This is a genomic window from Flavobacterium sp., assembly GCF_050696275.1.
GTDB lineage: Bacteria > Bacteroidota > Bacteroidia > Flavobacteriales > Flavobacteriaceae > Flavobacterium.
The window spans coordinates 67,360-91,665 of record NZ_JBOGUT010000002.1 but is presented as its reverse complement, the minus strand read 5'-3'; the positions used below and the strand labels follow the sequence as shown (position 1 = coordinate 91,665).

Annotated in this window: 19 protein-coding genes and 1 tRNA gene; 10 read left to right on the top strand and 10 right to left on the bottom strand. The window is 36.5% G+C overall.

Going from position 1 to position 24,306, the window contains the following annotated elements; all coding sequences use genetic code 11:
- Positions 1–13: 13 nt before the first annotated feature.
- Positions 14–883 carry an AraC family transcriptional regulator gene (locus ACRDEC_RS01825; RefSeq protein WP_431496621.1) on the bottom strand — a complete coding sequence of 290 codons (870 nt, stop codon included), beginning with the start codon at positions 881–883 and terminating at the stop codon, positions 14–16.
- A 149-nt stretch (positions 884–1,032) separates the two neighbouring features.
- Between ACRDEC_RS01825 and ACRDEC_RS01820 the strand changes: the two genes are divergently transcribed.
- The 4 genes from ACRDEC_RS01820 to ACRDEC_RS01805 all read left to right on the top strand — a co-directional run bounded on the left by ACRDEC_RS01820 (position 1,033) and on the right by ACRDEC_RS01805 (position 5,975).
- Positions 1,033–1,971 (top strand): dihydrodipicolinate synthase family protein, encoded by a 939-nt coding sequence (locus ACRDEC_RS01820; protein WP_431496620.1) that lies wholly within the window; start codon positions 1,033–1,035, stop codon positions 1,969–1,971.
- Positions 1,972–2,119: 148 nt separating this feature from the next.
- Positions 2,120–3,733 carry an aldehyde dehydrogenase (NADP(+)) gene (locus ACRDEC_RS01815; protein ID WP_431496619.1) on the top strand — a complete coding sequence of 538 codons (1,614 nt, stop codon included), beginning with the start codon at positions 2,120–2,122 and terminating at the stop codon, positions 3,731–3,733.
- Complete coding sequence (locus tag ACRDEC_RS01810; RefSeq protein ID WP_431496618.1) at positions 3,706–4,716, top strand: 4-hydroxyproline epimerase; 1,011 nt, start codon at positions 3,706–3,708, stop codon at positions 4,714–4,716. Before ACRDEC_RS01815 ends, ACRDEC_RS01810 begins: the two co-directional genes overlap by 28 nt.
- Positions 4,717–4,739: 23 nt before the next feature.
- Positions 4,740–5,975: an NAD(P)/FAD-dependent oxidoreductase gene (locus ACRDEC_RS01805; RefSeq protein WP_431496617.1), complete on the top strand. Its 1,236-nt coding sequence runs from the start codon at positions 4,740–4,742 to the stop codon at positions 5,973–5,975.
- Positions 5,976–6,126: 151 nt separating this feature from the next.
- On the opposite strand, the gene ACRDEC_RS01800 is transcribed toward ACRDEC_RS01805, so the two are convergent.
- A complete protein-coding gene (locus tag ACRDEC_RS01800; RefSeq protein ID WP_431496616.1) occupies positions 6,127–7,227 on the bottom strand; it encodes a DUF4407 domain-containing protein in 1,101 nt (366 codons plus the stop codon).
- Positions 7,228–7,520: 293 nt separating this feature from the next.
- Between ACRDEC_RS01800 and ACRDEC_RS01795 the strand changes: the two genes are divergently transcribed.
- Positions 7,521–8,339, top strand: coding sequence for a hypothetical protein (locus ACRDEC_RS01795; protein WP_431496615.1), 819 nt, complete (start codon positions 7,521–7,523; stop codon positions 8,337–8,339).
- A 4-nt stretch (positions 8,340–8,343) separates the two neighbouring features.
- Here ACRDEC_RS01795 and ACRDEC_RS01790 read toward each other — a convergent pair whose 3' ends face one another.
- Positions 8,344–8,895 carry a class I SAM-dependent methyltransferase gene (locus ACRDEC_RS01790; protein WP_431496614.1) on the bottom strand — a complete coding sequence of 184 codons (552 nt, stop codon included), beginning with the start codon at positions 8,893–8,895 and terminating at the stop codon, positions 8,344–8,346.
- Between the two features lie 12 nt (positions 8,896–8,907).
- Positions 8,908–10,299, bottom strand: a complete 1,392-nt coding sequence (locus tag ACRDEC_RS01785; RefSeq protein WP_431496613.1) for a dipeptidase — start codon at positions 10,297–10,299, stop codon at positions 8,908–8,910.
- Positions 10,300–10,404: 105 nt separating this feature from the next.
- Here ACRDEC_RS01785 and ACRDEC_RS01780 point away from each other — a divergent pair.
- Positions 10,405–10,486: transfer RNA gene (locus ACRDEC_RS01780), tRNA-Leu, on the top strand.
- Positions 10,487–10,649: 163 nt separating this feature from the next.
- Here ACRDEC_RS01780 and ACRDEC_RS01775 read toward each other — a convergent pair.
- Complete coding sequence (locus ACRDEC_RS01775; protein WP_431496612.1) at positions 10,650–10,997, bottom strand: toxin-antitoxin system YwqK family antitoxin; 348 nt, start codon at positions 10,995–10,997, stop codon at positions 10,650–10,652.
- 232 nt (positions 10,998–11,229) lie between these two features.
- Between ACRDEC_RS01775 and aspS the strand changes: the two genes are divergently transcribed.
- Positions 11,230–12,984: an aspartate--tRNA ligase gene (gene aspS, locus ACRDEC_RS01770; RefSeq protein ID WP_431496611.1), complete on the top strand. Its 1,755-nt coding sequence runs from the start codon at positions 11,230–11,232 to the stop codon at positions 12,982–12,984.
- 142 nt (positions 12,985–13,126) lie between these two features.
- Positions 13,127–13,327 (top strand): cold-shock protein, encoded by a 201-nt coding sequence (locus tag ACRDEC_RS01765; RefSeq protein ID WP_135526724.1) that lies wholly within the window; start codon positions 13,127–13,129, stop codon positions 13,325–13,327.
- A 140-nt stretch (positions 13,328–13,467) separates the two neighbouring features.
- Here the strand turns inward: ACRDEC_RS01765 and ACRDEC_RS01760 are convergent, their stop codons facing one another.
- Positions 13,468–13,914 carry a nucleoside deaminase gene (locus ACRDEC_RS01760; RefSeq protein ID WP_431496610.1) on the bottom strand — a complete coding sequence of 149 codons (447 nt, stop codon included), beginning with the start codon at positions 13,912–13,914 and terminating at the stop codon, positions 13,468–13,470.
- A gap of 62 nt (positions 13,915–13,976) precedes the next feature.
- Here ACRDEC_RS01760 and ACRDEC_RS01755 point away from each other — a divergent pair, with 62 nt between their 5' ends.
- The gene (locus tag ACRDEC_RS01755) at positions 13,977–14,582 is read left to right on the top strand and encodes a hypothetical protein (RefSeq protein WP_431496609.1); all 606 of its coding nucleotides are present in this window, start codon (positions 13,977–13,979) and stop codon (positions 14,580–14,582) included.
- Between the two features lie 39 nt (positions 14,583–14,621).
- A complete protein-coding gene (locus ACRDEC_RS01750) occupies positions 14,622–16,397 on the top strand; it encodes a 1-deoxy-D-xylulose-5-phosphate synthase (protein WP_431496608.1) in 1,776 nt (591 codons plus the stop codon).
- A 1-nt stretch (position 16,398) separates the two neighbouring features.
- Here ACRDEC_RS01750 and ACRDEC_RS01745 read toward each other — a convergent pair whose 3' ends face one another.
- The 4 genes from ACRDEC_RS01745 to ACRDEC_RS01730 all read right to left on the bottom strand — a co-directional run bounded on the left by ACRDEC_RS01745 (position 16,399) and on the right by ACRDEC_RS01730 (position 24,247).
- Entirely contained in the window at positions 16,399–18,996 is a 2,598-nt protein-coding gene (locus tag ACRDEC_RS01745) for a T9SS-dependent M36 family metallopeptidase (protein ID WP_431496607.1), read from the bottom strand.
- A 79-nt stretch (positions 18,997–19,075) separates the two neighbouring features.
- A complete protein-coding gene (locus ACRDEC_RS01740; RefSeq protein WP_431496731.1) occupies positions 19,076–20,419 on the bottom strand; it encodes a deoxyguanosinetriphosphate triphosphohydrolase in 1,344 nt (447 codons plus the stop codon).
- A 63-nt stretch (positions 20,420–20,482) separates the two neighbouring features.
- On the bottom strand, positions 20,483–20,932 hold the full coding sequence (locus ACRDEC_RS01735) for a GNAT family N-acetyltransferase (RefSeq protein WP_431496606.1): 450 nt from the start codon (positions 20,930–20,932) through the stop codon (positions 20,483–20,485).
- A gap of 75 nt (positions 20,933–21,007) precedes the next feature.
- Complete coding sequence (locus ACRDEC_RS01730; RefSeq protein WP_431496605.1) at positions 21,008–24,247, bottom strand: M43 family zinc metalloprotease; 3,240 nt, start codon at positions 24,245–24,247, stop codon at positions 21,008–21,010.
- Between the last annotated feature and the right edge of the window lie 59 nt (positions 24,248–24,306).

Genomic DNA, 24,306 nt, shown 5'->3' with positions numbered 1-24,306 from the left:
TATCAGGGGTTTTTTATGAATAAATTTTTCGGTATTGAAGCGGAGATATATGCTTGATTTCTTTAAACTTCCTGTTGAAATTCGAAATATTATTAAACCCGCAAAATTCAGCTATTTCCAGTACAGAAAACTCTTTGTTTTTTAACAATAGTTTCCCGGCTCTTTCAATTCGGATTTCAATTAGAAACTGAAAAAAAGTCTTATTGGTTCTAACCTTAAAATAACGGCAGAAAGCATTTTTTGTCATGTTCGATACCGATGCTATTTCTTCAAGAGTGATGTTTTTCTGATAATTGGTCATCACATATTCAAAAACAGACTGCATTCTTTTGCCTTCATTATCTGTAAGTGTTTTTTCATAGATGAAACTTGAAAGCACCGTCTTTTCTGAAATACAAAGGTTTTTGATGGTTTTTAGAAAAATGGAGAAGCGGTCAAATTCATCCGCTTTTTTAAATTTTTTAAATTGACTTACCATTTTTTGTGGAGCATCGCTAATTTTAAAACCATTTTTAAGCGCTGCAAAAAAAGGAGTAAGTGTTTTAAATTCAGGGAGTTCAAAAAAATCTTTACCAAAAGAATTGGGTGTAAAAAAGATAGTCAGCATGACGGATTCTTCATTAGTATTAATCTCGCTTCGGAATACATGCGGTAAATTGCTTCCTATCACAATAATATCTCCCTTTTGATATCCCGTTAAAGTATCGCCTACAAGTATTGTGCCTTCTCCTTTTTTAATATAACTAATTTGGATTTCCTCATGCTGATGTAGCTTGTCATAGAAGAATAACACTCTGTCTTCCTGATAAATAAGCGCTTCCTCTTTTGCTTTAGGTATTTTGAAAGGGAAAATCTTCATAATGGTAAATTCTAAGGAAATCAAATATATATTTTTTATTAAAAACAAGTAAATATTAATTGGATAATTTAGCTGTGGATGCAAAATGAGGTAATATAGTATAGTTTTAAGATAATATACCCTAAATAGTTTTACTGCATACTTGATAATTTTGAAAAAAACAAATAACAATTATGAGTATTCAATGGAAAGGGGTAATGCCAGCAGTTACTACAAAATTTAAATCAGATGATACACTTGATTTTGACATGTTTGAAGTGAATATAAAAGCACAGTTGGAAGCAGGTGTAAATGGTATAATACTAGGGGGAACCTTAGGAGAAGCAAGTACGCTTTTGGATGAAGAAAAAAGGATGCTTGTCCGCGAAACCGTAAGGATTGTTGATAAAAAAATTCCTGTTGTAATGAATATTGCCGAGCAGACTACCAAAGGAGCAATTGAGGCGGCGAATAAAGCCGAACAAGATGGCGCCAAAGGATTAATGGTGCTGCCTCCTATGAGATATAAAGCGACAGATTATGAAACGATAGTTTATTTTTCCGAAGTAGCTAAAAACACTTCGTTGCCAATTATGGTTTATAACAATCCCATAGATTATAAAATAGAAGTGACTTTGGATATGTTTGAAGAGTTGTTAAAGTTTGATAACATCCAAGCAGTAAAGGAATCCACAAGAGATATTTCCAATGTGACCAGAATTAAAAATCGTTTTGGAAATCGCTTAAAAATATTGTCAGGAGTAGATACTTTGGCATTAGAAAGCCTATTGATGGGCGCAGATGGATGGGTTGCGGGCTTAGTTGATGCTTTCCCGGCTGAAACAGTAGCCATTTACAGTTTGGCTAAAGCCGGTAGAATTGAAGAAGCATTAACGATTTACAGATGGTTTTTACCTTTGTTGGAATTGGATATCAATGCGCAATTAGTACAAAACATAAAATTAGCCGAAGTCGCCACAGGAATTGGAACAGAATATGTTCGTGCTCCTAGATTGCCATTATTTGGCTCAGAAAGAGAAAGAGTTCAGGCAATTATTAACGAAGGTTTAAGAACGAGACCTACACTTCCAGATTACAAAATGAGTGTTACGGAAGGCTTGTTGCTAAGTTAATTACTTCAGCTTGTATGATGTCGATTTTAAGATGGTTTTCCCAAATTTAGCCGTCTTTAATCGGCAATGTTAAAATTATTGGAATAAGAATAAATTAAGTTTTTGTCTTTTTACCAAAGGAAGCAAAATCTAAATCAAATAATAGATAATGATTACAGGAAAAAATTATATCGGCAGTCAGCTTATCGCCAACGGAAACAAGACGTATAAAACGTTTAATCCGCAACTAAATATTGAAAATCCCTGGATATTTACAGAAGCTACTTCAGATGAAATCAACCTCGCAGTAGATTTAGCTTCAATGGCTTACGATACATATAAAAATTATTCAGGAAATCAAAAAGCAGATTTTCTAAATGCAATCGCCGATGAAATTCTAGCTCTCGGAGATGAATTATTAGAAGTTTACTGCACCGAATCTGGTTTGTCAAGAGGAAGAGCAGAAGGGGAGAGAGGACGTACCATAATGCAACTGCGCTCTTTTGCAGATATGGTTGCAGAAGGAAGTTGGGTAGAGGCAGCCATAGATACAGCACTACCTGACAGGCAACCTATTCCAAAAACAGATTTGCGTAAAATGTTAATTCCATTAGGGCCTGTAGTGGTTTTTGGTTCCAGTAATTTCCCTTTTGCTTATTCAACTGCAGGAGGTGATACTGCTTCGGCTCTTGCTGCTGGCTGTCCTGTAATCGTTAAAAGCCATCCTATGCATGTAGGAACAGGGGAAATGGTTGCTTCGGCAGTCATTAAAGCAGCAAAACAAACCAACATGCCCGAAGGTATTTTTTCAAACCTGAATGACAGCGGTATAACAGTAGGGAGTAGTCTGGTAAAGCATCCACAAGTGAAAGGAGTTGGTTTTACAGGAAGCATAAAAGGAGGTAGAGCCTTATTTGATCTGGCTTCACAACGCCCTGAGCCGATACCGGTTTTTGCCGAGATGGGAAGCATTAATCCAGTTGTTTTATTGCCACAGGCTTTAGAAGAGCAAAGTACCGTTTGGGCTGCTCAGTTTGCAAGCTCAATTACCGTTGGATCCGGTCAATTTTGTACCAATCCGGGATTATTGTTAGGTTTAAAAAGCGACAGTCTGAATGAATTTATAAGTCAGTTGTCTGAAGAAATAGTAAAAACGGTCCCTTCCTGTATGCTGCATCCTAGTATACGGAATAATTTTATGACAGGGAAAAAAGAACTCCAACAGCAAGACGAAGTTATTACCCTCACCGAAATAAAAACCGAAGACGCGCCTAATTTTGCAGAACAAACACTGCTTTCTGTTGAAGGAAAGACTTTTTTAGAAAACACGTCACTTCATCAGGAAGTATTTGGACCATTGTCAATAATTGTACAATGTGAAAATGAAACAGAACTAATTGCGATACTTGACAAACTGGAAGGGCAGTTAACAGGAACGGTTATTGCCTTAGACTCAGAATTAGGAAAGTATACTGAAGTAGTAGCGTCATTACAAAATAGAGTGGGCAGATTAATTTTTAACGGTGTGCCAACAGGGGTTGAGGTTTGTCCGTCCATGTTGCACGGAGGTCCTTATCCAGCTTCTTCCGATCCTAGATTTACCGCAGTAGGTATTCATGCGGTAAAGCGTTGGGTGCGACCGTTTAGTTATCAGAATTGGCCGAATGTCTTATTACCGACAGCATTGCAAAATGAAAATCCATTAGGAATTTCCAGATTAGTGAATAATAAACAAACTCATTTGCCAATAGCATTATGTCTAGAAAAACCTTCTTTTGTGTAGATGCACATACTTGCGGAAATCCGGTGAGAGTTGTTGCTGGCGGTGGTCCTAATCTTATTGGATCAAACATGAGTGAAAAACGGCAACATTTTCTGAGAGAGTACGATTGGATTCGAAAAGGCTTGATGTTTGAACCTCGGGGACATGACATGATGAGCGGTAGTATTCTGTATCCGCCAAGTAACCCTGAAAATGATTTTGGGATATTATTTATAGAAACTTCCGGCTGTTTGCCTATGTGCGGACATGGAACCATTGGAACCATTACCATTGCTATTGAAGAAGGATTAATCGTACCAAAAATTCCAGGGAAAATAAGGATGGAAGCGCCGGCAGGGTTAGTCCAAATAGAATACAAACAAACGGGTAAAAAAGTAGATTGGGTAAAATTAACCAATGTGAAATCGTATTTGGCCGCTGAAGGATTAATGATCGACTGTCCTGAATTAGGTGAAATTATTTTTGACGTCGCTTATGGCGGAAATTACTACGCTATTGTCGATCCGCAAAATAATTTTTCTGGCATTCAGGATTTTACAGCAGGTAAAATTGTACAATATAGCCAAGAAGTGCGAAAAAGAATCAACGAAAAATATCCCGATCTTTTTATTCATCCGGAAAACGATACTATCCGTGATGTAAGACATATGCTGTGGACGGGGAATCCTTTAAATCCAAGTTCTTCAGGTAGAAATGCCGTTTTTTATGGGGATAAAGCCATCGATCGTTCTCCTTGCGGCACGGGAACATCTGCCAGAATAGCGCAGCTTCACGCCAAAGGAAAATTGAAAAAAGGAGAAGAATTTATCCATGAAAGCTTCATTGGAAGTACGTTCATTGGAAAAGTAGAAGAAGAAACTTCTATTGGCGACATCAAAGCAATTGTTCCAAGTGTTCAAGGTTGGGCAAAAGTGTACGGATACAATACTATTATAATTGATGAAGAGGACGATCCGTATGCGTTCGGTTTTCAGGTAATTTAAAAATTCATTTTCTAACAGTAACAATGAAAAAAATCAGCATCATAGGAGGAGGAATAATTGGTTTGTGCTCAGCTTATTATTTAGCAAAAGAAGGACATCAGGTAGTTGTTTTTGATAAATCAGACATGAGCGACGGTTGTTCTTATGGCAATGCGGGAATGATTGTTCCATCTCATGTTATTCCTTTGGCTCAGCCCGGAATGATAGCGCAAGGTGTTCGATGGATGTTTGATAGTCAAAGCCCTTTTTATGTAAAACCAAGATGGGACGCCGATTTAATAAAATGGGGATGGCAATTTTACAAACATGCCAATTACAAACACGTCGAAAAATCGATGCCTGCTCTTCGTGATTTGTCTCTTCTAAGCAAAGACTTGTATCAGGATTTTGCCAGAAATAACAATTCCTTTTTTTATGAAGAAAAAGGACTTCTGATGCTGTATAAAACCGATAAGGTTGGTGAAGAAATAAGAAGCGAAGGAGAGAAAGCAGCATTTCTTGGTTTAGAAGTAGATTATCTTTCAAAAGCAGATATTTCAAGACTTGAAACGGGTACGAAAACCGATGTTTTCGGAGGAGTGCATTACAAGAGTGATGCCCATTTATGCCCACAAAAATTCATGCAGTTCATAAAAGAAGAGTTGAAAAGAATGAACGTGAAAATTCAGTCCAATACATTGGTAAATGATTTTATAATCCATAATAGCACGATTTCGGATGTCGTTACAGATAAAGGCGTTTTTACTACAGACGAAGTGGTATTAGCTTCGGGATCTTGGAGTCTGGAATTGGCAAAAAAACTAAATATAAATATTTCAGTCTTGCCTGGAAAAGGGTATAGTTTTACACTAAGAGATCAAAAACAAAAACCTGTGATTCCATCCATTTTATGTGAAGGAAAGGTAGCAGTAACTCCTATGGATAATGTTATCCGTTTTGGAGGAACTATGGAAATTACACATACAAAAGACACTAAAATTAACCAAAAAAGACTTCAGGGAATAGTAAATACTGTCAACGGATTTTACCCTGATTTAAAAATTGAAGTGCCTAATGAAAAAGACACTTGGTATGGTTTCAGGCCGTGTACTCCTTCAGGGTTGCCTATAATTTCAAGAGATAAAAAGATAAAAAATGTAACATTTGCTACAGGACATTCCATGATGGGACTGAGTTTAGCTCCTGCCACAGGCAAGATTATTGCCGAAATAATTTCTGGGAAAGTCACATCAATAACTACTACTATGTTTCAATTGTAATATAAGATACCAATCAATACTATTGAAAAAACAGAAGTAATTTTTGCAGTAAAATGACTTCCAAAGATCAGGCAAAAATAAAGAGTACACTAAAAAAATGGTTGGATTAAATAAATTGGTTAATTAAAAAAGAGGCTTTTAGCCTCTTTTTTTATAATGTTCTCTTCTGTTTTTCCACAAAATTATTGGCCTGGAGTTCCAGTAATTCGGTAGCTTTCTGACGTTGCAGTTTGTATAATTCTTTATCCTGCGCGATGTCTTCGTATACTTTATCGTGCATTGAGGCACTGGTTTTTACTAGTAAATCACGTTGGTATTTATCTTGTGATAATGATGCTTTAAGAGCTGTTTCTATGTCTTCCAGTTTAAAATCAAACTCTCCTTTTGGAGATAATAATTTGGCGATTATCGGTGAGGTTTCTATGGCTAAAAACAGTAACATAATAAAGAATGACGGCAGCCACGGTAATTTGTTCAAAGCATTGATTCTGGCCATCAAACCGTCGAAACTATCAATAATAGGTTGTGTTTCGGTTACTTTCTTGTCTAAATCCGCCTGAAGTGTTTTGGCTTTTTTCTCTTTTTCAGCAATTTTAGCCAGATTTGCAGATCGCAACGTGTCCAGTGCCTTTAACTGTGCGTCGTGTTTGTCCCTTTTCTCTTTATAAACAGGCCCTTTTCCGAGTTTTTTTGTTCCGGCCGTTCCTTCAGCTTCTGTAATGTAGGTCGTGTATAAATTGTTGACTTCCTTTTCTTTTTTTACAATGTCTGATTTTAAACTGTCAATTTCTGCTTTGTTTTTGTCTAAATCACTTTTAAAATAATTGGCAACTTGCTTTTTATTGGCCATGGCCAAATCATTTTTTTCTTTGAGGAGAACAGTATTGATTTCTTTCTCAAAAATCTTAATTTCCAAAGGTTTTGAAATTACAATAGCAATAATCATTGCCAAAATAATACGAGGCGTAGCTTGCAGGAATTCACTCCAAAAACGGTCTCGTTTTCGAATAGTGGAAACGATAAACCGATCTAAGTTGAAGATTAATAATCCCCAAACGATACCGAAAAACATCGAAGTGTAAATGTTGTCGAAAACAGTAAATAAAGCGTAACTGCTGGCAATGAAAGCCATTACTGCTGTGAAAAATACGGTTGCCCCAATACCCGCGTACTTATTTTGCTCTCCGTTGGAACAGGAGTCGATGAGGTCTCTGTCTGCGCCTGAGCACAGAATAAAAAAACGTTTTAACATGATTGATTTTGATTTTCTCCGCTGCGTTTCTGAATAATTCGGCACCGCTTCGGGTTGATTGATGATATAGCAAATTTAACGCCAAATTTTAAATATTCTTGTAAATGGTTGATATATTTTAAGTTAGATATTTTTTTAGATTGAAGATTTTAACGGTTAAAAATCAATAAAATACTGGAAATTAGATAATTGAGTTTAAATTTTGTAAATTTGTGCCCAATTTTCTTCAGTTTCCCACTGCAAATTTCACAACTGTTTCCTACGGATTTTATCAACATTTAATTTTTGAAATTATGAAAACAATTCATTACAAATTTTTGGTGGTTTTATTGTTTTTTTTGGCTCAGGGGAATTTGCTCTTTGCGCAGGAAGAAAAAACACATTATTTAACAGTGACAACAATGCATTGGAATACTGAAATAGAAAACTTTTCTTTGGAAGACTGGAAGAAAATGGAAAAGGAATATTTTGACAAAGTGGTTATGAAAAACGAGCTTATACTTGGATCCAATGTTGTTTCGCACTATTTCACTGCAGATAATACGGAAATTGTATTTGTGACTTTATATGAAAATTGGGATGCAATTGATAAAGCCTGGACTCGCACACAGGAGTTAGTAAAGCAAGCCTGGCCTGATGAAAAAGTGAGAACCGCCTTTTTTCAAAAGAGAAGAAGTTATTATGACAATGTGCATTCTGATGAGATTTATGTAACGATGCCCGAGGCAAAACGAATGGATAAAATAGCAGACAAACAAATGATTTATTATGTCAGAAAAAGCTATTTCGAATATCCGAAAGAAGGAACAGAAAAAGAATTTGATGAATTGAACAAGCAGTATACGGACGCAGTTACCAGAAAGAATGATTTTATTAAAGCATACTATACCTACGCTCACGGATGGGGATCAAATAGCACTGATTTTGTTGAAGTTTATGTTATTGAGTCGTTAGGGGATTTAGAAAAAGCATTTGCTAAAGACGATGAATTATTTAAAGCGCAATGGAAGGAGGAGAAAAAAAGAGATGAGTTTGATAAAAAAATGGGCAAATATTTTACCAAAACTCATTCTGATTATATTTATCGTTCGATTGTAGGTCTCGAAAAATAAAGGTTTATTTATTACAGACATATATAAATGCCGGAGGAAGATTCAAAAAAGTGAAATTAATTTTTACTTCTGAAAAAAAGGATTTCAATTTTTCTTTGGCATTTAGTGAATACTGAAATTGAATGTATTTTCCATTCTCAGATAATGCATTGTCAGAATTTGTGAGGATGGTGTTGACCACATCGTCAGGAATCACTGCAAAAGGGAGTGACGAAATAATATAATCAGCTGAATTCTGATTGTATTGTTTAAGATAATCCTGAATTTTTTCGGCTGAGTCGTTAATGACCACTAGACGTTTGTCTTTTATTTTTTTCAGGTCTTCACTAAATTGAGTGTTTACTTCAAAAGTTAATAATAAGGCATCCGGATTCATTTTTTCAAGCAATTTATGCGTAAAAACACCAGTACCGGGGCCAAATTCAACGATGCAGTTTGCGCTCTTGAAATTGATGGGATTAAGCATTTTTTCAGCTAAAAAAGAGGAACTAGGTGATAATGCACCAATAGTTCCTCCTGATTTGAATACTTCCGAAAGGAATTTTTTTTTACTCACTTTGGAAATAATTTATTGTTTGCTTAATTCTGTAAAATATTTATAGAATAATGGAATGGTCTCGATTCCTTTCAGATAGTTGAAAATTCCGAAATGTTCGTTTGGAGAGTGAATAGCATCACTGTCTAAACCGAATCCCATTAAAATAGTTTTGCTTTTCAATTCTTTTTCAAACAAAGCTACAATTGGAATACTTCCGCCGGAACGTACCGGAATTGCAGGAACACCGAAAGTTTCTGTGTATGCTTTATTAGCAGCTTGGTATCCGATACTGTCAATAGGGGTTACATAGCCCTGACCTCCATGGTGCGGTTTTACGACTACTTTTACAGATTCTGGGGCGATGCTTTCAAAGTGTTTAGTGAACAATTCAGTGATTTCTTCCCAGTCTTGATTTGGAACCAAACGCATGGAGATTTTAGCGAAAGCTTTGCTTGCAATAACGGTTTTAGCTCCTTCACCAGTATAACCACCCCAAATTCCATTTACGTCAAGAGTAGGACGGATGGAGTTTCTTTCGTTTGTTGTATATCCGGTTTCGCCGTATACATCGGCAATATTTAATGCTTTTTTATAATTGTCTAAAGAAAAAGGACGTTTAGCCATCTCAGCTCTTTCTTCCGTTGAAAGTTCTTCTACTTTGTCATAAAAACCGGGAATAGTGATGTGATTGTTCTCGTCATGTAAAGAAGCAATCATTTTTGTTAATACATTGATTGGATTAGCAACTGCTCCGCCATATAATCCTGAATGCAAATCACGATTTGGACCGGTAACTTCCACTTCAACATAGCTTAAGCCACGTAATCCGGTAGTAATTGAAGGCTGTTGATTTGAAATCATTCCGGTGTCCGAAATTAAAATCACATCGTTAGCCAGTTTTTCCTGATTTCTTTCTACAAACCATCCTAAACTTTTTGAACCTACTTCTTCTTCTCCTTCAATCATGAATTTGACATTACATGGAAGGCAATTATTTTGGATCATATATTCGAACGCTTTCACGTGCATATACATTTGTCCTTTATCATCACACGCACCGCGGGCAAAAATTGCTCCCTCAGGGTGAATATCAGTTGTTTTGATAACAGGTTCAAATGGTGGAGACGTCCATAATTCCATAGGATCAGCCGGCTGGACATCATAATGGCCGTAAACCAGAATCGTAGGTAAGTTTTTGTCTATTGTTTTTTCCCCATAAACAATCGGATAACCTGGAGTTTCACAAAGTTCTACAAAATCGCAGCCTGCTTTTTCAAGACTTACCTTAACGGCATTTGCGGTGTCAATAACGTCTTGTGTATAGGCACTGTCTGCACTTACAGAGGGGATTTTAAGTAGGTCAATCAGTTCGTTAATGAAGCGTTCTTTGTTTTGTTGAACGTAAGATTTTATATTTTCCATTTCAAATTTTAGATAAAATCCAAATGTACAAAAAAAGGCGAAAATAATTTTTTAAATTTTTCTTTGTTTTTTGGAAGTTATGCTTATATTTGCACTCACAATTTTGCGGATATGGCGAAATTGGTAGACGTGCCAGACTTAGGATCTGGTGCCGCAAGGCGTGTAGGTTCGAGTCCTATTATCCGCACAAAACCCAAACGAAAGTTTGGGTTTTTTTGTTTTTATGCTTTAATGAATTGATTTTAAATTATTTGGATAAATAAAAAAGCCTCTCGTCTGAGAAGCTTTTTTGTATGAATTAATCAAAAACCTTTCTGTTCAAAAAAGGCGGATTTGGGTTGTCTTTATTTTTAATTTCTATTCACTAAAGTTTCAGAAGACCATTTTTTTACTTCAGCTACACGGCTGTCATTATAATCTACTTCGTTTAAAGAACTGTCATTCCAGAAAAACCATTTTCCTGTTTTTGCTCCATCTGTAAATTCTCCCAAAGAAATTTTGCTTCCTTCTTCGTTGTATGAAATCCATTTTCCGTGAACTTTTCCATCTTTATAAAACCCTTCTTGTTTTATTTGGCCATTGTCATAGAAATAGGTTGCTTTAACCAAGTTACCTTGAATTTCATATTTCGGCTCAACTTCCTGTGCAAAAATAACTCCTGAGATTACTAATGCTCCTAATAACATGTATTTTTTCATAGCTTTGGGTTTTAAAGTTTCACAATTATATAACAAATATATAAAAATATTTACAATAAAAAAACTTTGACTTAACAATTTGATAACATTGAGTGAAAACTTAACATTGGGATTCTCAGGTAATTGACTTTTTTGGAAGAAAACCTTATTTCATAAACTTGTAACTTGAAACAAAATAGTATTTTTGCACCCGAGTTAGGGAGAACTGACGAAGTAATCTAAAATTTTAAACATGTACAGAAGTCATAATTGTGGAGAACTAAAAGCTTCACATATTAATAAAGAAGTCACACTTGCGGGTTGGGTCCAGAAATCACGCGATAAAGGATTTATGATTTGGGTTGATTTGCGTGACCGATACGGAATTACGCAATTGATTTTTGATGAAAACCGAACTGATAAAGCTGTTTTTGAATTGGCGAAGACTTTAGGTCGTGAATTTGTAATTCAGGTAAAAGGAACGGTTATCGAAAGAGAATCAAAAAATCCAAACATGGCAACTGGAGATATCGAAATTTTGGTTTCGGAATTGACGGTTTTAAATGCCGCTATGACTCCTCCATTTACGATTGAAGATGAAACGGATGGTGGAGAAGATATTAGAATGAAATATCGTTATCTGGATATTAGAAGAAATCCGGTTAAAAACAGCCTTTTATTTCGCCATAAAGTAGCGCAAGAAGTTCGAAATTACCTTTCGGCTCAAGATTTCTGTGAGGTGGAAACACCTTATTTGATTAAGTCTACTCCAGAAGGCGCCCGCGATTTTGTTGTGCCCAGCAGAATGAATGAAGGGCAGTTTTATGCTTTGCCGCAATCGCCGCAAACTTTCAAACAATTATTGATGGTTGGTGGAATGGATAAGTATTTCCAAATCGTGAAATGTTTCCGTGATGAGGATTTACGTGCTGACCGTCAGCCTGAGTTCACACAGATAGATTGTGAAATGGCTTTCGTTGAGCAGGAAGATATTTTAAATATTTTCGAAGGCTTAACGCGTCATTTGCTAAAAGAAATCAAAGGTATCGAAGTAGAGAAATTTCCAAGAATGACTTACGAACATGCTATGAAAACCTATGGTAATGATAAGCCGGATATCCGTTTCGGAATGGAATTCGGGGAATTAAACCAATTTTCTAAGCACAAGGAATTTCCGGTTTTCAATGCAGCTGAATTAGTAGTCGGAATCGCTGTTCCAGGTGCCGGAGAATACACAAGAAAAGAAATAGATGGATTAATTGACTGGGTGAAACGACCACAAGTTGGCGCTTCAGGCATGGTCTATGTAAAATGCAATGAAGACGGAACGTATAAATCATCTGTAGATAAATTTTACGATCAGGATGATTTGTCCAATTGGGCAAAAACGACTGGAGCCAAAGCAGGAGACATGATTTTTGTGCTTTCAGGTCCAGCTGATAAAACCCGTACACAGTTAAGCGCACTCAGAATGGAAGTGGCTACAAGGTTAGGATTGAGAAAACCGGATGAATTTGCGCCACTATGGGTTGTAGATTTTCCATTATTGGAATTTGATGAAGAAAGCGGACGTTATCATGCGATGCACCACCCTTTTACATCGCCAAAACCGGAAGACATGCACTTGTTGCCAACTGATCCGGGGAAAGTCCGTGCGAATGCTTACGATATGGTGCTGAATGGAAATGAAATAGGAGGAGGATCTATCCGTATTCACGATAAGGCCACGCAACAATTAATGTTTAAATACTTAGGTTTCACTGAAGAAGAGGCGAAAAACCAATTCGGATTCTTAATGGATGCGTTTCAGTATGGAGCGCCACCACACGGTGGTTTGGCTTTTGGATTAGACAGGCTTGTGGCTATCTTGGGAGGACAGGAAACGATACGTGATTTTATTGCTTTTCCTAAAAATAATTCAGGGCGTGATGTGATGATTGATGCACCTTCAGTAATAGATGATAAGCAATTGGAAGAGCTGTCAATTAGAGTAAATATCAAGCAATAATAGAGTCAGATTGTTTTTTCTTTTTTATTTAGCTTCTGAAACAGAATAGTTTACGATCGAATTTTAAGTTTTTAATCAAAAACTTGTTTGTTTAACAAAAAAGTATATCTTTGACTATTATTAATTATTTTTTATTAAAAGAATGCGCACAGGTAAAGTAAAATTTTTTAATGAATCTAAAGGTTATGGATTCATTACAGACGATGAAACAGGAAAAGACATCTTCGTTCACGCTACAGGTATTAAAGCCGAAGAGCTTCGCGAAGGAGACAGTGTTTCATACGAAGAAGAAGAAGGAAGAAAAGGTAAAGTTGCTGCTCAAGTAGTAGTTATCGAAGGATAATAAATTATTTTTTGCACACCGATGAAGGTTTAAACCGTTCCATTTTTGGGGCGGTTTTTTTATTTTGAGCTATTTCCCGCTTTCCACTATATCTTTGTTTTCCTAAAGAAGTCAAACAAAGGATGCCGTTTCAATCGGGGCTAATTACGTCTTTTAGATAAAAAAAACGTTTTCATTAAATGGGCACATTCATTTTCTAAAACACCGGTAACTACTACGGTTTTCGGATGCAATTGTGTTCCCATTTTGATGTAACCGCGCTGTTCATCCCGAGCCCCAATTACAATTTTTGAAATCTGGCTCCAATACAAAGCTCCAGCACACATTTGGCAAGGTTCTAAGGTTACATAAAGTGTACAGTCTTTCAGGTATTTTCCACCTAAAAAATTAGCCGAAGCCGTAATGGCCTGCATTTCCGCATGAGCGGTAACATCATGTAATAATTCGGTCAGATTATGACTTCTGGCAATCACCCGATTGTCAATGACAACAATAGCTCCAACAGGAATTTCGCCTTTTTCAAAAGCCGTTTCCGCTTCCTGCAGCGCTTTTTTCATAAAATATTCGTCTGTGAAAATGTTTTCCATTGTGTAAAAGTACAATTTTGGCATAATTTTAGCTTCATTAAGGAAAACCAAACTGCTCAATTATGGAAGAAAAATTTAAAATAACAATTCCAAAACCTTGCCATGAAGATTGGAATGCAATGACATCGGATGAAACGGGCCGATTTTGCGGAAGCTGTGTAAAAAGCGTTGTCGATTTTACCAAAATGAATGCTTCGGAAATCCAGGAATATTTTACCCTGAATCAAGGAAAAAATGTTTGCGGACGATTTAAAAACGAGCAGGTTAATACATTCAACTTACAAATCCCACAAAGTATTTTGAATAAAAAAATGACATTCCGAAAAGCCTTTTTATTAGCGCTTTTTGTCGTGATGGGCACATCGCTTTTTAGCTGTAAGAATTCTGAAGGATTTCCTTTAGGCGAAGTGGCCGTGGTGAATGATACCATAGCTAATGATTCAATAAATCAGAATGATGTGCATGTTGGTGAAATTTCACTTAATGAAAATGACTCTTTAGCTCCTAAACCCAAAATCGATGAAGTTAAATTTATAAAACCTTCATCTGTAAAAGGAAAAGTCAAACCTGAAAATGTAAAATTTGACAAGAATACACAACACATTACTACCTTAGGGATGGTTTTGTCGGAAGCGATTATTGATTCAACAAAAACGGAAAAGAAATAATTCCGATTTAATAATGTAAATTTGCTTTTTATTCAAAAAATGGAAAGCAATCTACTTCAGCACATCAACACTCCGGCCGATTTAAAAAAATTAAAAGAGTCGCAATTGCCGCAATTGGCCCAGGAATTACGCGATTTTATTATTGATATTATTTCTAAAAAAGAAGGACATCTGGGAGCGAGTTTAGGAGTTGTTGAATTGACTATTGCTTTGCATTATGTTTTTAACACACCTGACGATTTATTGGTTTGGGATGTAGGTCATCAGGCTTATGGGCATAAAATTCTAACAGGACGTAAGGATGTTTTTCATACCAATAGGCAATTGGGAGGAATTTCAGGTTTTCCGAAAAGAAATGAAAGCGAGTATGATACTTTTGGAGTCGGACATTCATCAACAGCCATTTCAGCCGCTTTAGGAATGGCCATAGCTTCCAATCTGAAAGGAGAAACTAACAAACAGCATATTGCTATTGTAGGAGATGCTTCTATTGCATCCGGAATGGCGTTCGAAGGGCTCAATCATGCCGGAGTTACAGATGCCAATTTATTGGTTATTCTCAACGATAATGCCATCGGTATCGATCCGAGTGTTGGTGCTTTAAAAGAGTATCTGACTGCAGTGAAAGAAGGGAAAAATCCGAAAGATAATAATATGATCAAGTCATTGAATTTTGATTATTCAGGACCTGTTGACGGACATGATATCTTCGGCTTAATTAAAGAATTGAAACGGCTTCAAAACGTAAAGGGGCCAAAATTTCTACATATCATTACCACAAAAGGGAAAGGATTGCAGCTTGCTGAAGAAGATCAGGTTAAATACCATGCTCCTGGAAAATTCGATCCTTTAACTGGGAAAATTCACTCTGTGTCTTCTGCTAATTTGCCACCTAAATTTCAGGATGTCTTTGGGTTGACTTTGGTCGAATTAGCGAAACAAAATGAAAAAATTGTTGGAATCACTCCAGCTATGCCCACGGGTTCTTCTATGAAATTTATGATGGAAGCGTTTCCTAACCGTGCTTTTGATGTTGGAATCGCCGAACAGCATGCCGTAACATTAGCAGCAGGCATGGCAACTCAAGGAATGGTGGTTTTCTGTAACGTATATTCTACTTTTTTACAACGTGCTTACGATCAGGTTATTCATGATGTAGCTTTACAGGATTTACCGGTCATTTTTTGCTTGGACAGAGCCGGACTTGTTGGAGAGGATGGAGCAACACATCATGGTATTTTCGATATTGCTTATTTGAGTTGCATCCCTAATATGATAATTTACGCGCCAATTAATGAAATCGAATTACGGAATATAATGTTTACAGCCCAATTAGGACTCGAACATCCAATTGCAATTCGCTATCCGCGAGGTCGTGGGGTTGTTCAGGAATGGCAGCAATCATTTGATAAAATTGAAGTCGGAAAGGCCAAAATACTACAAAAAGGATCAAGAACAGCAATATTGTCTACCGGGACAATAGGAAATAATGTAATCAATGCGTTTGCAGAAATTGAGCACAGTGATTTGTTTTCACATTTTCATTTTTCGTTTATAAAACCGCTTGACGAAAAGTTACTTCATGAAATCTGCCAAGAGCATGAGCAAATTATTACAATTGAAGATGGAACAATCGAAGGCGGATTTGGAAGTCTTATCGCTTCATTCTGCGCCAAAAACAATTATTGTATAACGGTAGATAAATTAGGTATTCCGGATCATTTTATCGAACATGGTTCCGTAAATGAATTGCAAAAACTATGCGGTATTGATGTTGAAAGTCTGATACTGAAATTTAAAAAAGGCCTGATGTAAATTAATTTAAAAACAGCTTTTTAGTATAATTTACATTATTTCCGGTAAGTTTTAGTATGTAAACACCTCTTTGCAATTTATCCAAATCGATTACTTTGGTTATTTTGAAATTTTCTATGTTTTCATTGTAAACCCGACGGCCATTAATGTCAAAAATCGTAACTTCCAGATTACCGGAATAGCCGTAAACAGTTACATTTAATAAATCATCAACAGGATTTGGGAAAATCATAATAGTGTCTTTATTCAGGTAGGAAGTACAATTGTCTTCTATTGGCGGCATTGTAAAGTCTTCCACCTGATCGTTAATAGCGGCAACTCCGGAATTCAATCCTGATGAAGCGTTCAATCCTAAGCCTCTTCTGGCAAAAACTTCCCAAATCAAGCAGTTGTTAACTCCGCCTGTAGTTTCTTTGTCTGCAAATAAAATAGCATCTCTTCCTGAAATAAAGGATGGATTGCAAGGCTGCAACTTTAAAGCATCGGTAATTAACTGTATTATTTTATTATTTCCTCCGGTTCCGGTATATATGTTTGAGTCGTAACCATATTTTTCAACGTATTTCCAGGCTAAATCCCATAGGACCGAAGCCCAAACAGCTCCAACAGAATGAACATTGACTTTTGTTTCTCCATCTTCTTGAAAAGTCATCCCATTTGTGTCTCCATAAGTTAAGGGGTCAATTGTCATGTCAGTAGAATAAGGGAAAGTTCTAATTCCTTGCCCGTCATTAGATTCCTGAGATAAGAAAGTTCCAAATCCTTTTCTCTCTGATCCGTTTTCGGTACCTTTCATTTGAAGCATTAAAGCATAAAAATCAGACCAGCCTTCACCCATTTGTTCAGAACTCTGCAAGCAAAAAGAATTTGCCGGACCACCTGTGAGTCGTGTTGAAATTCCGTGCGCATATTCATGAGCAATCACTCCGTTTGCTAAGTCACTATCAGAATTAACAAAACCGGAAAAAGGCATGTTTAAAGCTGCATTTACTGTGCCTAAGGCCATCTTCTCAATAAGTGTATCACCCAGTTCTTTTGTTATGCTTATTGCCGGAATTGTAATTTCGGCATCATCACCGGACATGATAAATTGTCCATCAGCATTATTTATAATGATTACAGCAATTGCTCCTGCCAGCTGCGCATTTTTTACTTTAACAACAAAATTACACTGACCACGCTTTATGACCGCTATTTTACCATTAAGCTGACTGGCATTTAAGGCAGCAGTACATCCGTCATTTATGTCATACAAAACCAAATCACTAATGATGCTGTTTGGAGAAAGAGGTAAATCTGCGTGTCCGGGGATAAAATTATTATCATTAGCTTGATACTGCCCAATTAATTCTGCAGGAGAATTTATCGTAATTAATTTTTTAGGAGGTTGTCTGTTCCATAAAAACATTTGCATTCTTGGCTGCATACCATCGGCCGGAGTCGTAAAATTCGCATTGTTTGATCCGCTTCCGTCCTGAGAATCGGCAATTAAAGAATCATCGGCATCACCTCCTTTTGCATAATTATTCTGTTGAAAATTACCATTTGTTTCATTGAAACCATACTGATAAAGGATATCGTGCATGACATTGCACATATAGAATAGATTCGTTGTGGCGGCATCAGTATAATTTGTGGCGATGACGTCAGTACCTCCATAAGGGAAATCAAAGGTTAAACCAGTTCCGCCATCAGGACTCGTTCCGCCTTCGTTATTTCCAGCTAAATCTTCTTTGGCCCAAACATTATTTCCTCTTGTGATGGTAAATTCGGGACCATCGATGCCGTTTGTGTCGTGCCATCCAAATGGAGAAGCAGTAAGATCGTATGGTGAATTGATTAATTCCCTTGAACCGTGATTAGGACTTTCAATGTTGTAAGGGAAAACACGATAAGATCCTGATTCAACAAGTGCCGGATTTTTAAACATAGTAACACTGAAATGATACAGATTGTTATCACAAGCAGGCGTATCGGTTTCAAAATGGCATTTGAGAACTACATCTCTTTTGTCTAATATTTCCCCATTTACAGCATCTACTTTTAGACTCCATAAATGATTGTAATCTTGAGAATAGAAGTTCAAATCCCAGGCCAAACGAATAGTTGTGTCATTAATCGGGAAAAAAACCAATTCCGATTTAATAGGATCTTTTTTTAATAGTCCGTTAGTGATTTTATATTTGAATGGACCTGTTTTTTCATAAACAGGTTTGACTCTGCTTTCAATATTTAAAAGTTTATTCACTTTAGATAACGCTTCCAAAGTATTGATTTTTGGAGTGATGGTGTTTGTTTTTTGTGAAAGACCTGACAGAAAAAGATTCCCGACATTAATAATTTTTTGATTCTTGACGGAAAAGTTAGTAACGGCGCCTACTATCTCGATTCCAAAATAACGCTGCTTCACATAGTAACTTGTAATTCCTGTGGAAGTTGAACTTGCCTCGCTTTCAATAATCCAGTCTGAAACATCTCCTTGGGTTAGTTTTAACCCTTTTGAATTGGCTTCTAAATAATTTTTAATCAGCTCATTTGAAGATTGTGAAAAACCAAAATTACTGACAATCAGTAGTAAAAAAAGTATATTTTTCTTCATAGTTAACACGGTTTTAATGGAGCCTTTCTCAAAGTTATAATTTTTTCTACATTAAAAAGCAGAACTTTAGATTTATATTCTAATTATTGCTTGCAGAGATTATTTTGTTGTAAAGCAAAGCGTTTCCATCGGTTAGCATCGATATAAAATGACAAATATGCAATAAACGGCTATAGAGGTTATCTTTTTCCAAATGGTGTTTTTCGGGTAAGATTTTCAGTAGTAAATTGTCAAAATTTGACGTTTTGCCTTCGTGTTTATTGTTGTAGGCAGTAATAAACTTATCCAGTAAATTATTAATAATCTGATAACCAGTCAGCTCTTTTTCGATTACTTCCCGGCTTTGGTATATCTTCTTTACACTTAATTTGATGATGTCATCCATTTGGGCTTTGTACTTGCTTTTGTCGGTTAGTGCAAAAGGGAAATTACCTTGTAAGATTGCTTCTTCATTTTCGATAAATACTTTTACAGCATCGTTGATTAAACTTCCAATGGCCAAAGCACGCAAATAACTTATTCTGTCTTCTTTTGTGGTTAAAGCGTTGTATTTTGAAGAATCAATAGAATCTTTTACCAATTTAATCAGGTATTCTAAGGCAAAATCTTCAGAAACCAGACCAAGATTGATTCCGTCTTCAAAATCGATAATGGTGTAGCAAATATCATCTGCTGCTTCGACTAAATACGCGAGAGGATGTCTTTCGAAGCCAACATCATTTCCGGTTTTATTTGGAATTAGCCCCAATTCTTTGGCTACTTCTTCAAAGAAAGCTTTGTCCTGTTGAAAGAAACCGTATTTTTTATCGGCAATATTTGGAGTCGGTTTTTTAGGTAAGCTTTCTTTCGGGTATTTCATAAAAGCGCCCAAGGTTGCGAAAGTCACCCGCAAACCACCTTCAACACCTGGACGAGAACCGGTAAGTACTGAAAATCCGTTGGCATTTCCTTCAAAATCAATTAAATCCTGCCATTCTTTATCTGTTAATTGGTCTTTAAACTGTTTTCCTTTTCCGATGGAGAAATATTCACCAATAGCTTTTTCTCCTGAATGTCCGAAAGGCGGATTCCCAATATCATGTGCCAAAGAAGCGGCGGCTACAATTGCCCCGAAATCATTCATATGATAACCATGAATCTCCTGCAGATGGGGATATTTTTCAAGGATTTTTTTACCAACTAATCTTCCTAACGAGCGCCCTACAACCGAAACTTCCAGACTATGCGTTAAGCGGGTATGTACGAAATCGGTTTTTGATAACGGGATGACTTGTGTTTTGTCTTGTAAGCTTCTGAAAGCGGAGGAAAATATAATACGGTCGTAGTCTACTTCAAAGCCCAAACGCGTATCGTCCTGTTCTTTTCGTAACCTTTTATTGGTATCGCCTTGGCGTTTTAATGATAATAGTTGTTCCCAGTGCATCATAGGATGTCAGATTGATGATTTTAGTATTCGGTTAAATTTAAGAAGTTTTTTAAAATAGTTTTATTTTAAATCTTTCTTCATGCATATGCTGTTTTCAACGTCTTTGTATTGTCCGTAATTTTCTATGATACTATAGCCCAGCGTTTGATACAGAGAAATGGCAGGCTGCTGCATAATGCCAGTTTCGAGAATACAGGTTGTGTACTTTTCCTCATGTGCCCAAACTTCTAATTCAGCTAGAATTTTTGACGCAATTCCCTTTTTTCTATGTTCCGGAAGCACAAACATTCTTTTTATTTCTGCGGTATGGATTTCGTATTCTTTAAAGGCTCCACAGCCTACAGCAACACCATTTTCATAACAAACTACCACATTTTTCATCATGCCGGTTTTGTTGAACTGTGCGTAAAATTCGTGATCTTCTCCATCAACAATTTTCAAATAGTGATCCAGCTGTATTACCAATTGCTGAAAGTCAGTGTTGTCTGATGTGGTTCGGATCAGTTTCATTAGATGTAAATTATGTGATTTGATTTTTGAATTCCAAAAATACGCATAATTATAAAGTTCGTCTCTTCAAATTAATTAGTCTTTTATAATTTTCATGGAGCTTATAAAGTCATACCCAAAAATTTTAATAAGGAAGACACCTGATTGAAGTGCTGTTAAATCCAATGTTTTTTGTTTATTAAAATCAAAATTTGCTTCTTTTGAAACCATTCTGCCTTGCATATCAAAAACCTCAATAGTCGCTTTTCCTGAATATGTTCCGCTGGAAATAATAAATACGCCATGTGACGGATTGGACTTTATTTGAAAGTCTGAATAAGAGAATTCCTGGTTACTTAGATTTGGACAAAAAGAAGAAATCGTTTGAGTGTTTGTACTTGTACATCCAAAAGCATTGGTCATAGTAAAAGTAAGGGTTCCAGGCAGAACAGACCAACTTGCGTTTACGCTGCTAAGATTCGCTGGACCTGTAATATTTCCAGTTCCTCCAGTGATTGACCATACGCCTGTTTCTCCGGTTTGTAATACAACCGAATTAGAAGTGACGTTAGCGGTGGGCTGCGTTAAACAGGCTGTGCCGCTTCCTGAAATGGACGGTATTGGGGCTGTTGTAATTTGTAAAGAAGAAGTTCCTAAAGTTACATTGCTATTGTCTTTAAGTGTAATAATATAGGAACCGTTTTGTGAAAAATTATAAGTTGGATTAGTATTCGTAGAAGTGCTACTTGTCCCGGTGCTGGTATTTGTAAAAGTCCAGACAAATGTTGTCCCACATACATTCGGGAAAAATTTATACGTATTGCAGGCCGTTATGTATTTGCTTATAACATTTGTTGTATTTGGGTCAAAATAGGCAGTTGCTTGTTGTGCATCAATATGATTGGGTAACGCTGGTCCAAGCCTGTATGAAAAACTAGTCGGTTTAGGTCCATTTAATGAAAAATTACATGCATTCGGATTTTCATTCGTTGAAATGATGTTTGGACTGTGAATTACAGATAGTTTTTCATAATCATTGGTTGTGTTAGTCATGGTAACATAGATTTTGCCGTCTGGGCCATTTTTCAAAGACCACGGACTCATCGTTGTTGAAGCAATTTCTTTTCTGGAGTTATTTATGCCTATCGTATTGATATTGAACTGATATATTTTCTTAGCATATTGATCCGCTACATACAATAGGTTTGAATCAGGACTAAATGTAGATCCAAACATTTGCGAATAGGTTGGAAACGGTGTTTCAGGGATTGATATTGAGGTGTATGAACTACTCACAATACCTTGCGCTTTATTAAAATCAAATAAACGACATGGAACAGATGCAGAGCCGTAATAATGCATTAAAAATATTTTATTGCCATTGGGAGAAATTTGGATGATGCTATCAGATAAAAAAGGTGTCGTACCAACAATCATTTGTTCACTCTGATAAACCAAACCTGCATTTGATAATGAAAAGACAACCAAATAGGGTGTGTTCCCTTTCTTTAATAAAGTGATGATCCAATAGTCATTGCCGTTGCATTTCTTTACTGCGGAAACACAGCTCATGCCAAGCAGTGCTCCGTCAGTGGCCACGTTAAAACCGTAACTGGCAGGAAGTGTTATAGGTTGACGAATTGCTCCCATTGTAGCATTCGTTCCGGAAACGTTTACGATATTGTATCTGAAACCAACATCAGCTGCACCGGAATTATGGGATTGCTGGATGAAAATATAGTACTGAGTAATTGCATTTCCACTAGCAGGTGGCTTCGGAACGATTAAGACCTGTTCGCTTTTGTTGCCACTTGAATTTAACATTAAGTCAGTACTGTTAATTGTAGAGTGTAGATTATTCCAGACCTTAAATTTATTAGTGTAAAAAAGTAAATTTCCGGAGCTGTCGCATTGCGCATTGCAACTTAGATTCGCAAAATTTGCATTCGGGAATGTCGGGTCGAAAATAGGTTTTCCACTGCTGAAGTTTAAGCCGCTACTGGCATCCACATACCAATAGGAATTGCCATTTGCAATAGGAGTACAATTAGTAACATAGATTAAAACCGAAGATGTTTTCGATTCCCCATTACTGTTTGTTACCGTTAAAGTTACTGTATAGGGTGAATTTGCCGAAGAAGTATAAATATGTGATGCGCTTTGTGTATTGGCAGTATTTGGATTTGAAACAGACGCAAAGGCATCTCCAAAATTCCATGAATAGGTCTGTGCGAAAGGAGCTGAAAAAGAAGTAGCAACATTTGAGCTTGCACACGGTGAAAAATCATTCGTCGATATTGTTGCCGATAATAAATTGTTTGATCCACAGGTTCCCGTATAAATGATGTTGTCGGTTTCAAATAAAGTGCTTCTGTACAAATAAAGTGTGGAAAGCATTCTTTGAATTTGTCCGGTTGAAAAATGATTTTGGCACGCATGGTTTCCATAGTCCATATAATTGGATAAATCATCAGGAACAGCAGGTATTTCCGGGCACGAATTTGTCCCTGCAATACAATTGAAGTTTGGCGCCGCTACTGCTGGAGTGTCGCAAACACGATCCCCATCCAATGAACAATTGTTAAAAGTATTCGAACAACCTCCGTCAAAAGTATGGTGTAATGCTAAATAATGTCCTACTTCATGCACCAATACTTTTCCCATGTTATAATTGGCTAATAAATTTGGATTCCCATTTCCAAACACGTCATAACGCATCACGATTCCATCAAAAATTGGAGAGGTATTTGGATACATCGAATAACCTAAAATGCCAGAATTGCTGCTATCAATACTCTTGACAATCCAAATTCTTAAATACCTGTCTTTTGTGATTTGTGGACTTGCGGTTGCAACAAGATTGGACTGAGAATTTGTAGAATGATTCGACAAGGTGGAATTGTTAACGTGTATAATTCCAGTGGTCGTCTGGATATCTGAAGCATTTACTGTTGGAATCGGACTGACTGCATTGGCTTTAGTAGCCAGACAAAATTTTATTCCTGTGTTTAAATAATAATTGTTTAAAGCATTCAGCTGATCGTTTACCTGAGCATCCGAAATGTTTGTTAGTGGAGTTCCGTCATGAACTACATAAACTACAATTGGAATGGTTATGGAGCCTGAAGGCGGTATCGATAAGGAGTTTCTCGAAAATTTCATCCCTTCTTCATAAATATTTTTATCCAGTAATTCAAGCTGGTTTTTTATGTCTGGTGAAGCTTCAATTAGTTCTTTTAGTAAAGCATCGGTAACACAAGGTGCTTTTGGAAATTTTTCTTGGGAATAAGTAAGAGAAAATAATAAACAGGCTATCAGTACGATTAGGTTCTTCATATTTTTGGATAATATCTTCAAGTATTTTTGAAAACGGAATTTGTTGGATAAACATACAA

Bases quoted from the DNA above. Each gene is read 5' to 3' on its own strand.
- ACRDEC_RS01820 (WP_431496620.1), top strand. From the start codon at position 1,033: ATGAGTATTCAATGGAAAGGGGTAATGCCAGCAGTTACTACAAAATTT.
- ACRDEC_RS01815 (WP_431496619.1), top strand. From the start codon at position 2,120: ATGATTACAGGAAAAAATTATATCGGCAGTCAGCTTATCGCCAACGGA.
- ACRDEC_RS01810 (WP_431496618.1), top strand. From the start codon at position 3,706: ATGTCTAGAAAAACCTTCTTTTGTGTAGATGCACATACTTGCGGAAAT.
- ACRDEC_RS01805 (WP_431496617.1), top strand. From the start codon at position 4,740: ATGAAAAAAATCAGCATCATAGGAGGAGGAATAATTGGTTTGTGCTCA.
- ACRDEC_RS01800 (WP_431496616.1), bottom strand. From the start codon at position 7,227: ATGTTAAAACGTTTTTTTATTCTGTGCTCAGGCGCAGACAGAGACCTC.
- ACRDEC_RS01795 (WP_431496615.1), top strand. From the start codon at position 7,521: ATGAAAACAATTCATTACAAATTTTTGGTGGTTTTATTGTTTTTTTTG.
- ACRDEC_RS01785 (WP_431496613.1), bottom strand. From the start codon at position 10,299: ATGGAAAATATAAAATCTTACGTTCAACAAAACAAAGAACGCTTCATT.
- ACRDEC_RS01775 (WP_431496612.1), bottom strand. From the start codon at position 10,997: ATGAAAAAATACATGTTATTAGGAGCATTAGTAATCTCAGGAGTTATT.
- aspS (WP_431496611.1), top strand. From the start codon at position 11,230: ATGTACAGAAGTCATAATTGTGGAGAACTAAAAGCTTCACATATTAAT.
- ACRDEC_RS01765 (WP_135526724.1), top strand. From the start codon at position 13,127: ATGCGCACAGGTAAAGTAAAATTTTTTAATGAATCTAAAGGTTATGGA.
- ACRDEC_RS01760 (WP_431496610.1), bottom strand. From the start codon at position 13,914: ATGGAAAACATTTTCACAGACGAATATTTTATGAAAAAAGCGCTGCAG.
- ACRDEC_RS01755 (WP_431496609.1), top strand. From the start codon at position 13,977: ATGGAAGAAAAATTTAAAATAACAATTCCAAAACCTTGCCATGAAGAT.
- ACRDEC_RS01750 (WP_431496608.1), top strand. From the start codon at position 14,622: ATGGAAAGCAATCTACTTCAGCACATCAACACTCCGGCCGATTTAAAA.
- ACRDEC_RS01745 (WP_431496607.1), bottom strand. From the start codon at position 18,996: ATGAAGAAAAATATACTTTTTTTACTACTGATTGTCAGTAATTTTGGT.
- ACRDEC_RS01740 (WP_431496731.1), bottom strand. From the start codon at position 20,419: ATGCACTGGGAACAACTATTATCATTAAAACGCCAAGGCGATACCAAT.
- ACRDEC_RS01735 (WP_431496606.1), bottom strand. From the start codon at position 20,932: ATGAAACTGATCCGAACCACATCAGACAACACTGACTTTCAGCAATTG.
- ACRDEC_RS01730 (WP_431496605.1), bottom strand. From the start codon at position 24,247: ATGAAGAACCTAATCGTACTGATAGCCTGTTTATTATTTTCTCTTACT.